The organism is Janthinobacterium algoris, from assembly GCF_051380935.1.
GTDB lineage: Bacteria > Pseudomonadota > Gammaproteobacteria > Burkholderiales > Burkholderiaceae_D > Janthinobacterium.
Genome location: NZ_JBNYXZ010000003.1, coordinates 255,366 through 268,700, shown reverse-complemented (window position 1 = coordinate 268,700; position 13,335 = coordinate 255,366). Strand labels below are relative to the sequence as shown.

Below are 13,335 nucleotides of genomic sequence, written 5' to 3'. Positions count from 1 at the left end.
AGGGCATGCAGGGCAGGAAAAGCAAGCACATTTCATCACAGCAAGAACATAATGGGGCCCGGCGAGCAGGCTGCACCGTGCGCTTGCTCCCGTTTTCTTTTCGACTGACTGCATGTCCGATTCTACCTTCCTGATGTACCTGCTGGCACTGGCCGGCGCCTTTTTATTACCTGGCCCCGACATGGCGCTGGTGCTGGCGACAGGTGCCGCGCGCGGCGTGGCCACGGCGCTGGTGACGGCATTGGGTATCGCCGGCGCGCGCGCGGTGCACGTGGCGCTGTCGGGCGCGGGCCTGGCGGCGCTGATGGTGACGCATCCGCAAGCCCTGCTGTGGGTCAAATGGGCGGGTGCCGCGTATCTGTTGTACCTGGCGCTGCGCTTGCTGCAGTCGGCCCTGTCGAAAAAAACGGCGCAGGAAGAAGCCGCCCCCGCTACGGCGCACAGCGCCCGCGCCAGCCTGGTGCGCGGCTTCCTGACGAATCTGCTCAATCCGAAGGCACTGCTGTTTTGCAGCATGTTCCTGCCCCAGTTCGTCGCCGGCAGCGACAGCGTCGGCATGCAATACCTGCGCCTGGGCGCCGTCCTGGTGCTGGTGGGCCTGCTGTTCGACGCCGTGTACGCCGTACTGGCTGCGCGCCTGGCGCGCAGCCTGCGCGGCAAGCCTTCGCCTTACGGCAAGTTCGTGCTGCCTTCTGTCTTCGTGCTGCTGGCCGGACGGCTGGTGCTGGGCTGAACTTTCGGCGGAACCGGCAACTGAACCGGCGCCCCGCCGGCAAAGAAGGCGGGGTAATCGTTCAGCAGGCTACGCTCAAGGTCGTTGACCTTGCGAAATTGCTGCAGCGACGGCGCCATGGCCCGGCCCGCATCCCAGCTGCGCCAAGCATTTGGCGCATCGAATTGCGCGTATAGCGCGTCGCCCAAGTCCTGGTACGCGGCCGCCATGTGCGGCTTCGCCTGCAGTACTTGCAGATACAAGGCCATCGCTGCCTGCCGTTGCCCCAGCTTGGCGCGCAGATTTCCCTCGAACAAAGCCAGTACCGGCTGCTCCAGGCCGTGCTGCTGGCGCAAGCCCTGCACGGTGGTCAGCGCGGCCTGAATACCTTCCTTGTCCTTGGCCAGCAGTGCGCGCGTCAAGTCATGGATGGGCTGACATTGCTGCATGGCCTGCTGCTGCGGCGGCGAGAGTTTGTCGACCAGCGCCCCCGTGGAAAAATGGTCTTCCAGCATGCTCAGGAAGGCGTCAAAGGGTTTCTCTGCCGCAAACAGGCGCTCCGCTTCGGCACGCAGCGCCGGATGCGCCTGGGGTCCCAGCGGCGGCGGCAGGGCCGCCTGCGCCAGCACGCGTTCGAGCGCCGGCGCATCAGCCGCCAGCGGGCGTGGCCGGTACGCGGCCAGCGTGTACGTGGCGGGCGCATCCACTGTCATGGCGCTGATGCGGAAATGGCGCGTGACTTTGCCAGCAATCTGCTGGTGACTCAAGGTGAATTCCGCGGGAATGCGCTTGCCGTCGGCCAGCATCTTCAGCACCGCCGGGTGGCCGCCCCAGGTGTAGCGCAAATACTGGGCAAACGCCGTGGCATCGTCGCCGGTGACGGGGCTGCCGGCTATCCCCAGGCGCAACAGAGGCTGCTCGTCGAGCGACCACAGCACGGCACCGTCGAGCACTTGTGGCAGCAAGGGTCCACGCCGCTTGTTGTCCAGCACCGACAACGCTTGTTCCTCATACACGGGCGGCGTTGCCTGCTGGCCAAGGCCACTCGCCTTCAACATGCCGGCGATCCCCTGCCGGTGGCGCAGCTCAGCGGCGCGAGAACCCGCCACGTCGAACAGCGAATACGTGTCGTAAGTGGACGCCGCCGTATCGATCATGTAGCGGCGGCGCGTGGCAAAATCGAGCACGGACAAGGTGTGGCCATCGCGGACGCTGATGAAGTGTTCGCCCAGCACGACGTCGCTGTCCTGCGTATCGCGCGCGGGCAGGCTGGTGTTCACGCCGGGCTTGTTGACGCGCTCGGTAGTCACCGTGACGTGGAACGCGACGCTGGCCTGGACAGCGGAAATGCCCAGGAGAAGGAAGGCAAGCACGCTGGCGCGGCGCAAGGCAGGAACAAGAGTCATGGGGATGATGCGGTGGGGAAATGCTGATTCTAAGGCAAAGCACGCGCCCGGCCTGTTTTGCTTGCCAGCATAAAAAAAGACAGCCGCAGCTGTCTTTCTGTTTTACCTCAACAACGATTACGACATGTGCTGGCCGCCGTTGATCGAGATATTCGCGCCCGTGACGAACGCTGCCTCATCGGAAGCCAGGTAGGCGACGAGGCCGGCCACTTCTTCCGGCTTGCCCAGGCGCGCCATCGGAATTTGCGGGATGATTTTACTGTCGAGCACTTCCTGCGGAATCGCCATGACCATCTTGGTGCCGATGTAGCCTGGCGAAATGGTGTTGACGGTGACGTTCTTGCGCGCCACTTCCAGCGCCAGCGACTTGGTGAAACCGTGCATGCCGGCTTTCGCGGCCGAATAGTTGGTCTGGCCGAAAGCGCCCTTCTGACCATTCACGGACGAGATATTGATGATGCGGCCCCAGCCGCGTTCCACCATACCGTCGCAGACGGGCTTGGTCATGTTGAAGACGGAGTCCAGGTTGGTGCCCATCACGGCATCCCAGTTCGGCTTGTCCATCTTTTTGAATGTCATGTCGCGCGTAATGCCGGCGTTATTCACCAGCACGTCGACAGGACCGATTTCCGCTTCCACGGCAGCCACACAGGCAGCCGCCGAATCGTAGTCAGCCACGTCGCACGGATACGCCTTGAAGTCATAGCCCATGTCCTTGGTCGTCGCCAGCCATTCCGCGACCTTCGGATTGCCTGGAGAATAGGTCGTGACCACGCGATAGCCGAGCGCCGCCAGCTTGAAACAGACTGCTTCGCCCAGACCACCCATGCCACCAGTTACCAATGCAACTCTTGCCATTTTCATCCCCTCAGTGTCGTTCTGTTGCTAAAAAGTTAATCATTTGCTTAAAACCATCCACACCCGCCGCGTGACGGCGGCGTACCGCACCGTACCAGGCCGCCACGCACTGCGCGTAACGGCTTGGCTTCGGTTGGCAGCTATTAGTCGCGTTCGATGGCTAAAGCAACACCCATGCCGCCGCCGATGCACAGGGCTGCCAAGCCTTTCTTGGCGTCGCGGCGTATCATTTCATGGATCAGGGTGACCAGGATGCGCGCGCCGGAGGCGCCGATCGGGTGGCCGATGGCAATCGCGCCGCCGTTCACGTTGATCTTGCTGGTATCCCAGCCCATTTCCTTGTTGACGGCAATCGCTTGCGCGGCAAACGCTTCGTTGATTTCCATCAAGTCCAGCTCTTCATGCGTCCAGCCGGCTTTTTTCAGGCACAAACGCGAGGCGGAGACAGGGCCCATGCCCATGACGGCCGGGTCCAGACCCGACGAGGCGTAAGCCTTGATGCGCGCCAGCGGCTTGAGACCCAGTTCCTTCGCTTGCGAGGCGGACATCATGATGACGGCGGCGGCGCCATCGTTCAGGCCCGAGGCGTTGCCGGCCGTGACAGTACCGTCCTTGGCGAACGCGGGGCGCAGGCCGGTCAGCGATTCCAGGGTCGATCCGGGCTTGATGTATTCGTCGCTGTCGAAGACAACGGTGCCTTTTTTGTTGGCGATTTCCAGCGGCAGGATTTCATCCTTGAACTTGCCCGCTTTTTGCGCCGCTTCCGCCTTCAATTGCGATTGCAGCGCGAATTCATCTTGCTCGGCGCGCGTCACTTCATATTTCTTGGCGACGTTTTCCGCCGTGATGCCCATGTGGTACTGGTTGTACACGTCCCACAGGCCGTCGACGATCATGGTGTCGATCATCTTGAAGTCGCCCATGCGGAAACCGTCGCGCGAGCCGTTCATGGCGTGCGGCGATGCGCTCATGTTTTCCTGGCCGCCGGCGATGATGATGTTGGCGTCGCCGCACTTGATCGCTTGCGCCGCCAGGTGCGTGGCCTTCAGGCCGCTGCCGCATACCTTGTTGATGGTGAATGCCGGGATGGAGCTGGGCAAACCTGCCTTGATGACAGCCTGGCGCGCGGCGTTCTGGCCGACGGCAGCCGTCAGCACCTGGCCCAGGATCGCTTCGCCGATCAGGTTCGGGTCGATGCCGGTTTGTGCCAGCAAGCCCTTGATTACATGCGCGCCCAGTTCGGACGCAGGAATCTTGGCCAGACTGCCACCGAATTTACCGACTGCGGTACGGCCGGCGGCCACGATTACGACATCATCCATTTATTTCTCCGATATGCAGGCCAAGAAGGCCAAGGTCAAGGTGTTAATAGAATCCAATGAATCCGAATTCTGGAAGACACAGCAAGCTGTGTTTCATAGCTGTGTTTCATTCTAGCGTGGCATGCGCCACAGTTCCAGCACCGCATGGCAGACGACAGCGATGGCAGCCCGCCCTGCGGTGGCGGCGGGCGGCCTGGCGCGGCGGATAGCCGCTGCCGGGCCGCAACGCGCCTACGTTTGACGAGCGGGACGCGTGTTTTTATTTTTATCATACCCTTCATCGGCGCCGCCGAAAGTGGTTTTTAGAAAATTATTAAAGGGAATAATCAGGGGTACGGGCGTTTGCTTTACTACCTGCAACAGCTCACCAAATTTTTGACGCGATGCAGCAAACTCACCCTTTGTCACAGTGTCGAATTTCTCATGGGTTTCTTGAGCAACATCCTTTGCCTGGCGGCCATATGCACCGATGCGTTCGATGGCCAGTTGCGACTGCGTGCGCGACAGTTGCAGCAGCGCTTGCGTATCCTTCACGGACAGCAGCTGATTGCCCGCCACCGTAGCGGCCGCCAGCGCCGCGCGGCCCGCATCGATCTGCCAATCGAGCACGCTGGCACCGCTGTCGAGCGCAGCCTGGAGATACGCTTGCGCACTGCTCAACTGTGCTTCCACCACGGCCTTGCCGGCGAGTGCCCATTGTTCCGAAAATGAAAACATATCGTTCCTCCCCAAAGAGTAGGCGGCGCCATGTTGCGCCGCACAGTGCTCAACTGTAAGCGGTGGTTCATTGCTAAACCTTGATATTTATCAAGCTTTCCTGTTGGTTTGTTTCCAACTCAACGTTGATCAGGACAACAACTTGATGCCATCGAGCGAAGCCGCGCACTGTTCGCGTATCACGCTGACGAAATCGCGCACATACGCCTTGTCCTGCAACTGCTCCGGCACGGAGACATACAGGTCGCTCCACAAGCCGTGCTCCCCCACCGGACGCGCCACCACATAATCGTAATCGACGTAATTTTTGATGGCCCAGTTCGGCAAGGCGGCGATGCCGCGCCGACTCGCCACCAGTTGCAGCACGGCCACCGTCAGCTCGGCCGTGCGGCGTTCAAACTGGATGCCGGCCGGCCGCAGCACTTCGCGGATCAGATCAATACGCTCTTCCGGCACGGGATAGGTGATCAGGGTCTCGCCTGTAAAGTCGGCCGCCACCAGCCGGCGCTGCGCCTGCAGCCGGTGCTTCTGCGCCATCACCACCAGCATTTCAAAGCGAAACAGGGGAAACACGGTGAAATCGGGGCCATACGGCGAGCCGATCACGAGGTCCGCCTCGCCCGAGCGCAGCAGCTCCGCCGGTTCGCTGTGAAAGCCCGACACCAGATCGATTTCCACCTCAGGCCAGCGCTGGCGGAACGCGTCCATCACCGGCATCAGCCAGTCGAAGCAGGTATGGCATTCGAGCGCCACGCGCAGCTGCCCCTTGTCGCCCTGCGACAGGCGCACCACGTCGCGCTCGGCCAGCTCGATCTCGGGCAACAGCTTGTCGGCCAGCTCCAGCAGCCGGCTGCCCGTGGCCGTAAAGGCGATCGGCATCGACTTGCGCTCGAACAAGGGCGCCTTGTAGCGCTCTTCCAGCAAACGGATCTGGTGCGACAGGGCCGACTGCGTCAAATTGAGCAACTGCGCAGCGCGCACCAGGCTGCCGGAGGAACGCAAGGCACTCAGGGTGCGCAGGTGACGGATTTCTAGCATTGGGAAAATGGGTGATGTACGTGAAATATTTTCATGTTATTCGTAAAAAGGTTTCGTTTTGATTATAGATTAAGTTGCCGCACACTCTAGCGCATTCACATTAAATCTCGATGACATCATGACCATTCATACCCACATCCTTGGCTTTCCCCGTATCGGCGCCGCGCGGGAACTGAAATTGGCGCTGGAAAGCCACTGGCGTGGCGAGGTGTCCGAGGCCGCCCTGGAAGCCACGGGCCAGCAACTGCGCACGCGCCACTGGGCACTGCAACGCGACGCCGGGCTGGACTATGTCACCGTGGGCGACTTCGCCTTGTACGACCAGGTGGCCAGCCATATCCAGCTGCTGGGCTGCGAACCGGCGCGTTTCCGCTTTGACGCAGCACAATCGCCGCTGTCGCGCTATTTCACGATGGCGCGCGGCAACGACAACCAGGCGGACCACGCCGGCTGCACGCACAGTCAAGCGCACCATGAGCACGCCGCCGGCAATCACGCGCTGGAAATGAGCAAGTGGTTTGACACCAATTACCATTACCTGGTGCCCGAATTGTCGCCGCAGACCCGGTTTTCGCTGGCCTGCGAGCGCCTGCTGGCGGAAGTGGCCGAGGCGCAGGTGCTCGGTCACCAGGTCAAGGCGGCCCTGATCGGCCCCCTCACCTTCCTCTGGCTGGGCAAGGAAAAGACGCCCGGCGAGTCCGGCTTCGACCGTCTGGCCCTGCTGGAACAATTGCTGCCCGTCTACGGCGCCCTGCTCGACCGCCTCAAGCAGCAAGGCGTGACGTGGGTGCAGCTCGATGAACCGATCCTGGGACTGGACTTGCCCAACGCCTGGCGCAGCGCCTTCGAGAGCGCCTACTGGCAGCTGAACCAGGTGGGCGTGAATATCCTGCTGGCCACGTATTTCTCGCCGCTGGAAGAAAACCTCAGCCTGACCTGCCGCCTGCCTGTGGCCGGCCTGCACGTGGACGGCATCCGCGCGCCGCACGAGCTGATCAGCGTCACGGACTGGCTGCCCGCGCATAAAGTCTTGTCCATCGGCATCGTCGACGGGCGCAACATCTGGCGCACCGACCTCGACGCGGCCCTGGCCATGCTGCAGCCGCTGGCAGCCAAGCGCAACGGCCACCTGTGGCTGGCGCCCTCATGCTCGCTGCTGCACGTACCGTTCAGCCTGGAAGCCGAAACGGACCTCGACGGTGAAATCCGCACGTGGCTGGCGTTTGCCACGGAGAAGTTAGTGGAACTGTCCCTGCTCAAGGGGGCGCTGGAAGGCCCTCCCGACGACGACGCGCTGGCCGCGCTGGCAAAGTCTCGTCTGGCCATTGCAGGGCGGCGCGCCAGCCCCCGCGTCCACCGTGCATCGGTCACGCAACGCCTGCAAACGCTCACGCCCAGCGTCGACCGCCGCGATTCCAGCTTCCCGCAGCGCCAGGGCGTGCAACGCGCACGCCTGCGCTTGCCAGACTTCCCGACAACGACCATCGGCTCCTTCCCGCAGACGACGGCCATCCGCGCCGCCCGCGCGAGTTTCAAGCGGGGCGAACTGGCAAGCGCCGAGTATGACAACCAGCTGCGCGCGGAAATCGCCCACGTCGTAGGGCGCCAGGAAGCGCTGGGTCTGGACGTGCTGGTGCATGGCGAGGCGGAACGCAACGACATGGTCGAATACTTCGGCGAACAATTGGACGGGTTCATCTTCACGCGCCTGGGCTGGGTGCAATCGTACGGCTCGCGCTGCGTCAAGCCGCCCATCATCTACGGCGACGTGCAGCGCCCGGCCGCCATGACAGTAGCCTGGACGATGCACGCGCAAAGCCTGACGCAAAAACCCATGAAGGGCATGCTGACGGGCCCCGTCACGATCTTGCAATGGTCGTTCGTGCGCGACGACCAGCCGCGCGCCAGCACGGCGCTGCAACTGGCCCTGGCCATCCGCGACGAGGTGCAAGACCTGGAAACGGCCGGCATCGGCATCATCCAGATCGACGAGCCGGCCATCCGCGAAGGCTTGCCACTGCGCCGCGGCCAGTGGGACGCCTACCTGGACTGGGCCACGCGCGCCTTCCGCATCGCCGCTTCCGTGGTCAAGGACACGACGCAGATCCACACGCACATGTGCTATGCGGAGTTCAACGACATCCTGCCGCAGATCGCCGCCATGGACGCCGACGTGATCACGATAGAAACGAGCCGCTCGGACATGGAACTACTGACGGGCTTTGGCCAGTTCCAGTATCCGAACGACATCGGCCCCGGCGTGTACGACGTCCACTCGCCGCGCATCCCCTCGACGCCCGACATGGTGAAGTTGCTGCAAAAAGCCAGCGCCGCGATTGCGCCGGCCAACTTATGGGTGAACCCGGACTGCGGCTTGAAGACGCGGGGCTGGGCGGAAACGGAAGCGGCGTTGCGCAATATGGTCGCGGCGGCACAGCAGATGCGCGCGGCTTGACGCAGGCTAGCGCCGTCAGGGCGCATTCTCAGCTGCTTGCGGGGCGGCGCAGCGGTTTTCCGGGGCGCCGCCCTTGTTTTTTGACAAGAAGTCACTGTTGCCCTGCGGAATAGCACACTCCAGGTCCCTGACGCTGATTTTTTTGCAGTAGAATGCAAGAAATTTACTGCTCCCATTGTTGCCGTACGGAACAGTTGGCCTGCCGCAGTTTCACTTTGATAAATGTTTATGTCCAAAAGCCCGTCGCAGAAGCCTATCGAAATCAAGATTTCCACCGTCGTTGCTGTCTCCGCCATTATGCATAGCGCCGATACGCAGGCACTCGATGCCGCCTTGCGCGACATGACGGGGGGCGTGGCGGACTTTTTCGAGGACGACCTGGCCGTGCTGGACGTGGCTGCCTTACCGCCCGGCAGCGTGCCCATCGACTGGGCCGCCCTCGTGGCCCTGCTGAAAAAATACCGCTTGAATGCCGTGGCCGTGCGCAATGCGCCGGCCGACATGCATGACGCCATCCTGGCGCAAGGCTTGAGTCTGGACAGCGGCAAGACGCGCGACGATGCGCCGCCCAAGGATGGCCCGAAGGATAGCGCCACGGCGGCCGCCCAAGCGGGTGCCGAGGCGCAGGTGATGGTGATCGACACGCCCGTGCGGGCGGGCCAGCGCATTTACGCGCGCGGCTGCGACCTGATCATCACGGCTGTCGTCAACAATGGCGCCGAAATCATCGCCGACGGCAGCATCCATGTGTATTCCTCGCTGTATGGCCGCGCGCTGGCCGGCGCCTCGGGCAATGCCCAGGCGCGCATCTTCGCGCTGGCCATGGAACCGGAACTGGTCTCGATCGCCGGCGTATACCGCACGTTCGAGGATGGTTTCCCCGCAGAAATGGCGCGCGGACCCGCGCAAATTCGTTTGGCTGGAGACAGAATCGATATACACTCTGTCAATCCGGTCACTCCCGTGAACCGCTCTTAAGCTGCACAATTCAAGAGATATCTGAAAAGGATTATTTGTGGCAAGAATTATTGTTGTGACGTCCGGCAAGGGCGGTGTCGGCAAGACGACCTCTAGCGCCAGTTTTGCCACTGGTCTGGCCATGCGCGGCCACAAGACAGCCGTGCTCGACTTCGATGTGGGCCTGCGCAACCTCGACCTGATCATGGGTTGCGAGCGCCGCGTCGTGTATGACTTGATCAATGTGATCAATAAAGAGGCCAGCCTGAACCAGGCCTTGATCAAGGATAAGCACTGCGACAACCTGTTCATCCTGCCCGCCTCGCAAACGCGCGACAAGGACGCCCTGTCGGAAGAAGGCGTGGAACGCGTGTTGAACGACCTGATCAACATGGGCTTCGAATTCATCATCTGCGATTCGCCGGCCGGTATCGAGCATGGCGCGCTGATGGCGCTGACGTTTGCCGATGAAGCCATCATCGTCACCAACCCGGAAGTGTCATCGGTGCGCGATTCGGACCGCATCCTGGGCATCCTGCAAGCCAAGTCGCGCCGCGCGCAGACGGGCGGCGAGCCGGTCAAGGAACATTTGCTGATTACCCGCTACTCGCCGAAACGCGTGGAATCGGATGAAATGCTGTCCTACCAGGACGTGCAGGAAATCCTGCGCATCCCGCTGGTGGGCATCATTCCAGAATCGGAACAAGTGCTGGCCGCCTCGAATCAGGGCAATCCCGCCATCCATTTCAAGGGGACGGACGTGGCGCAAGCCTATGAAGACGTGGTCTCGCGTTTCCTCGGCGAAGATGTCGAGCTGCGCTTTACCAACTATGAAAAGCCTGGATTACTCCAGCGCATTTTTGGGGCGAAGTGATATGGCCTTGCTTTCTTTCCTGTTTCCCCCCAAGCCGAAGACGGCGACCGCAGCCAAGGAACGCCTGCAGATCATCATCGCCCGCGAACGCAGCGGACGCGGTGGTCCGGACTTCCTGCCCGCCCTGCACAAGGAATTGATCGCCGTCATTTCCAAGTACACCAAGGTGAATGCCGACGACATCAAGATTTCGCTGGACCGCCAGGGCAACCTGGAGGTGCTCGACGTCAACGTGGTGCTGCCGGACGCGTAGCGCCTAATCCGGCCTGACCGTGAGCAATTCCTGCGCCACCGCGGCGCAGGCATTCACGTGCTGGTTGCCGATCTGGCGGAACACGGCGTAGCCGATGGCTGCCGCCACCACTTGGCCGGCAAACGGCACGAAGCGCGCCACCTGCTTGGTGGCAATCTTGACGCCACTGCGCTTGAGCAGCTGGAGGATCAGTTCGCGCGACACCAGTTTTCCCACCAACATGCCACCCATGCCCACCGCCGCGCGGTAGGCCATCATCTTGAACTGCGGGTTGAGACGCTCGATCTGTTCGGGCGTGAGGCCGAATTCGTGATTGATATCGTTGATCAGCATGGAAAACAACCCGACATCCGACATCAGGTCGATGCCGGGAATGGGGATGGCCGAGGCGCCCGCCGACATCAATGCACGCCGCTGCACCAGGCGCCGGCAACGCTCGCGCACTTGCTCGATTTCGGCACGACTGGCCGGTATCAGGGTCCAATCGGTGCTGCTCTTGTCTGCCATGCGCGTTTCTCCACTAATAAGGGGGTAGATGAACAAGTGTAACGTAAAGAATGTGGCCGTTGATTTCACTGGACACAATGGCAATCTCTGTTATATTTCACTTGAGCATTCCTTAACATTACGATAAGCAGAGCGGACCGTCTGTTTGTTGCTACACATTCCAGCCCATTATGCGAATTGCCGTACTCGATAGCGATCATAGTCAGGCAGAACTGATCTGCCAGGTGCTCACCGCCGCCGGCCACGCTTGCCACGAGTTTCAGAGTGGCAAGGAAATGCTGGGGCAATTGCGCAAGGACAGTTGCGACATGCTCATCCTCGACTGGCATGTGAGCGATCTGGATGGCGCGGAAGTATTACGCCGGGCCAGGGAAAAACTGGCGCCGAAGGCGCCCGTGTTGTTTATGACCAACAGCTCAGGCGAAGATGACGTGGTGGCCGGCATGACGGCGGGCGCCGACGACTACATGATCAAGCCCTTGCGGCGCAGCGAACTGACCTTGCGCACCCAGGCGCTGCTGCGCGTGGCCTACCCGGCGCAGAATGGCGCCGAGTACTTGCAATTCGGTCAGTATACGTTTGAAACCCGCCCCGGTCGCCTGCTGCGCGATGGCGAAGTGCTGGACGTGACGCACAAGGAATTTGCCCTGGCGCTGCTGTTTTTCCGCAACCTGGGCCGTCCCCTGTCGCGCGCCTACATCCATGAAGCCGTGTGGCAGCGCGATACGGCCCTGCCCTCGCGCACCATGGATACCCACGTCTCGCGCGTGCGCAACAAGCTGCAACTGAAACCGGAACACGGCTACCGCCTGGTGCCCGTCTACAGTTATGGTTATCGCCTGGAAAAACTGGGCGGGTGACGCCCACGCATCCGGACGAAAACAGACGAACTGCTCAAAGAGCGGGCACAAGGCGCTATAATGTCGGCATAAGAATTCCCAACAGCCCTGAAATGCAACTGCTCGCCGTCGGCCTCAACCATACCACCGCCCCAGTGTCGCTCCGCGAACAGCTGGCGTTTGCGCCTGAGCATCTGGGTCAGGCGGTGATGGCGGCGCGTACCTGGTTCCAGCGCATCGACCTGCGCGACAACGACGAAGCGGCCATCCTCTCGACGTGCAACCGCACCGAGCTGTATGCGGCCAGCCACGTACCCAATCCGCTCGACGCGGGTGCGCATTTCCTGGCCGATTATCACAAGCTCAACTACAGCGAGCTGCGCCCGCACTTATATATGCTGCCGCAGCACGATGCCGTGCGCCACACCTTCCGCGTCGCCTCCGGGCTGGACTCGATGGTGCTGGGCGAAACGCAGATCCTGGGGCAGATCAAGGATGCCATCCGCACGGCAGACGAGGTCGGCGGCCTGGGCACGTATCTGCACCAATTGTTCCAGCGCAGTTTTTCCGTCGCCAAGGAAGTGCGCAGCAGCACGGAAATCGGCGCCCACAGCGTTTCCATGGCGGCTGCGGCCGTACGCCTGTCGCAGCGCATCTTCGACAAGATTGCCGAGCAGAACGTGCTGTTCATCGGCGCCGGCGAAATGATTGAATTGTGCGCCACGCACTTTGCCGCGCAAAATCCTAAAAGCATCACCATTGCCAACCGCACCATGGAACGGGGCGAGGAATTGGCGCACCGCTTCAATGGCAAGGCCATCCGCCTGGCCGACCTGCCAGAAATGCTGCACCAGTTCGACATCGTCATCTCGTGCACGGCGTCGTCCTTGCCGCTGCTGGGCCTGGGTCTGGTCGAGCGCGCCATCAAGGCACGCCGCCACAAGCCCATGTTCATGGTCGACCTGGCTGTGCCGCGCGACATCGAATCGGAAGTGGGCCGCCTGAACGATGTCTTCCTGTACACGGTCGACGACCTGGGCAAGGTCGTGCAGACGGGCATGGAAAGCCGCCAAGCGGCCGTGGCGCAAGCCGAGGTCATCATCGAGACGCGCGTGCAGTCGTTCATGAGCTGGGTCGACGACCGCGCCATGGTGCCCGTCATCCAGCATTTGCATGAAAACAGCGAAGCGCTGCGCCTGATGGAAGTGGAACGGGCGCGCAAGATGCTGGCCAAGGGCGCCGACATCGATGCCGTGCTGGAAGCACTGTCGAAAGGCTTGACGGCCAAGTTCCTGCACGGTCCGCAGCAGGCGCTGCACCATGCGCAGGGCGACGAGCGCAAGCAGCTGGTCACCCTGCTGCCGAAACTGTTCCGCCCCCGCCGTTAGCGCAGCCCC

At 61.9% G+C, this 13,335-nt stretch carries 13 protein-coding genes; 7 read left to right on the top strand and 6 right to left on the bottom strand.

The annotated features are described in order from the left end of the window. Positions 1-112 precede the first annotated feature (112 nt). The gene (locus tag ACQ4W7_RS06185) at positions 113-733 is read left to right on the top strand and encodes a LysE family translocator (protein WP_436529182.1); all 621 of its coding nucleotides are present in this window, start codon (positions 113-115) and stop codon (positions 731-733) included. On the opposite strand, the gene ACQ4W7_RS06180 is transcribed toward ACQ4W7_RS06185, so the two are convergent. From ACQ4W7_RS06180 to ACQ4W7_RS06160, 5 genes are all read right to left on the bottom strand, one after another. Continuing rightward, positions 670-2,118 carry a tetratricopeptide repeat protein gene (locus ACQ4W7_RS06180; protein WP_436529180.1) on the bottom strand — a complete coding sequence of 483 codons (1,449 nt, stop codon included), beginning with the start codon at positions 2,116-2,118 and terminating at the stop codon, positions 670-672. The genes ACQ4W7_RS06185 and ACQ4W7_RS06180 overlap by 64 nt on opposite strands. A gap of 117 nt (positions 2,119-2,235) precedes the next feature. Continuing rightward, positions 2,236-2,976 (bottom strand): acetoacetyl-CoA reductase, encoded by a 741-nt coding sequence (gene phbB / locus ACQ4W7_RS06175; RefSeq protein ID WP_035823615.1) that lies wholly within the window; start codon positions 2,974-2,976, stop codon positions 2,236-2,238. 143 nt (positions 2,977-3,119) lie between these two features. Then, positions 3,120-4,298 (bottom strand): acetyl-CoA C-acetyltransferase, encoded by a 1,179-nt coding sequence (locus ACQ4W7_RS06170; RefSeq protein WP_426073533.1) that lies wholly within the window; start codon positions 4,296-4,298, stop codon positions 3,120-3,122. A gap of 231 nt (positions 4,299-4,529) precedes the next feature. After that, positions 4,530-5,015 (bottom strand): phasin family protein, encoded by a 486-nt coding sequence (locus tag ACQ4W7_RS06165; protein WP_436529178.1) that lies wholly within the window; start codon positions 5,013-5,015, stop codon positions 4,530-4,532. A gap of 129 nt (positions 5,016-5,144) precedes the next feature. After that, on the bottom strand, positions 5,145-6,053 hold the full coding sequence (locus tag ACQ4W7_RS06160) for a LysR family transcriptional regulator (protein ID WP_436529176.1): 909 nt from the start codon (positions 6,051-6,053) through the stop codon (positions 5,145-5,147). Positions 6,054-6,171: 118 nt separating this feature from the next. Here ACQ4W7_RS06160 and metE point away from each other — a divergent pair, with 118 nt between their 5' ends. From metE to minE, 4 genes are all read left to right on the top strand, one after another. After that, a complete protein-coding gene (gene metE, locus ACQ4W7_RS06155) occupies positions 6,172-8,508 on the top strand; it encodes a 5-methyltetrahydropteroyltriglutamate--homocysteine S-methyltransferase (protein WP_436529174.1) in 2,337 nt (778 codons plus the stop codon). A 228-nt stretch (positions 8,509-8,736) separates the two neighbouring features. Then, on the top strand, positions 8,737-9,486 hold the full coding sequence (gene minC / locus ACQ4W7_RS06150; RefSeq protein WP_426073537.1) for a septum site-determining protein MinC: 750 nt from the start codon (positions 8,737-8,739) through the stop codon (positions 9,484-9,486). A gap of 37 nt (positions 9,487-9,523) precedes the next feature. Beyond that, positions 9,524-10,339: a septum site-determining protein MinD gene (gene minD / locus ACQ4W7_RS06145; RefSeq protein ID WP_131689577.1), complete on the top strand. Its 816-nt coding sequence runs from the start codon at positions 9,524-9,526 to the stop codon at positions 10,337-10,339. Position 10,340: 1 nt separating this feature from the next. After that, a complete protein-coding gene (gene minE / locus ACQ4W7_RS06140; protein ID WP_071079935.1) occupies positions 10,341-10,592 on the top strand; it encodes a cell division topological specificity factor MinE in 252 nt (83 codons plus the stop codon). Positions 10,593-10,595: 3 nt separating this feature from the next. Here minE and ACQ4W7_RS06135 read toward each other — a convergent pair whose 3' ends face one another. Next, complete coding sequence (locus ACQ4W7_RS06135) at positions 10,596-11,099, bottom strand: hypothetical protein (RefSeq protein WP_426073538.1); 504 nt, start codon at positions 11,097-11,099, stop codon at positions 10,596-10,598. Positions 11,100-11,269: 170 nt separating this feature from the next. Between ACQ4W7_RS06135 and ACQ4W7_RS06130 the strand changes: the two genes are divergently transcribed. Next, a complete protein-coding gene (locus tag ACQ4W7_RS06130) occupies positions 11,270-11,959 on the top strand; it encodes a response regulator transcription factor (protein ID WP_426073539.1) in 690 nt (229 codons plus the stop codon). A 92-nt stretch (positions 11,960-12,051) separates the two neighbouring features. Then, positions 12,052-13,326 carry a glutamyl-tRNA reductase gene (hemA, locus tag ACQ4W7_RS06125; RefSeq protein WP_426073540.1) on the top strand — a complete coding sequence of 425 codons (1,275 nt, stop codon included), beginning with the start codon at positions 12,052-12,054 and terminating at the stop codon, positions 13,324-13,326. The last annotated feature ends 9 nt before the right edge of the window (positions 13,327-13,335 follow it).

Bases quoted from the DNA above. Each gene is read 5' to 3' on its own strand.
- metE (WP_436529174.1), top strand. From the start codon at position 6,172: ATGACCATTCATACCCACATCCTTGGCTTTCCCCGTATCGGCGCCGCG.
- ACQ4W7_RS06170 (WP_426073533.1), bottom strand. From the start codon at position 4,298: ATGGATGATGTCGTAATCGTGGCCGCCGGCCGTACCGCAGTCGGTAAA.
- hemA (WP_426073540.1), top strand. From the start codon at position 12,052: ATGCAACTGCTCGCCGTCGGCCTCAACCATACCACCGCCCCAGTGTCG.
- ACQ4W7_RS06160 (WP_436529176.1), bottom strand. From the start codon at position 6,053: ATGCTAGAAATCCGTCACCTGCGCACCCTGAGTGCCTTGCGTTCCTCC.
- ACQ4W7_RS06165 (WP_436529178.1), bottom strand. From the start codon at position 5,015: ATGTTTTCATTTTCGGAACAATGGGCACTCGCCGGCAAGGCCGTGGTG.
- ACQ4W7_RS06135 (WP_426073538.1), bottom strand. From the start codon at position 11,099: ATGGCAGACAAGAGCAGCACCGATTGGACCCTGATACCGGCCAGTCGT.
- ACQ4W7_RS06185 (WP_436529182.1), top strand. From the start codon at position 113: ATGTCCGATTCTACCTTCCTGATGTACCTGCTGGCACTGGCCGGCGCC.
- minC (WP_426073537.1), top strand. From the start codon at position 8,737: ATGTCCAAAAGCCCGTCGCAGAAGCCTATCGAAATCAAGATTTCCACC.
- phbB (WP_035823615.1), bottom strand. From the start codon at position 2,976: ATGGCAAGAGTTGCATTGGTAACTGGTGGCATGGGTGGTCTGGGCGAA.
- ACQ4W7_RS06130 (WP_426073539.1), top strand. From the start codon at position 11,270: ATGCGAATTGCCGTACTCGATAGCGATCATAGTCAGGCAGAACTGATC.
- ACQ4W7_RS06180 (WP_436529180.1), bottom strand. From the start codon at position 2,118: ATGACTCTTGTTCCTGCCTTGCGCCGCGCCAGCGTGCTTGCCTTCCTT.
- minE (WP_071079935.1), top strand. From the start codon at position 10,341: ATGGCCTTGCTTTCTTTCCTGTTTCCCCCCAAGCCGAAGACGGCGACC.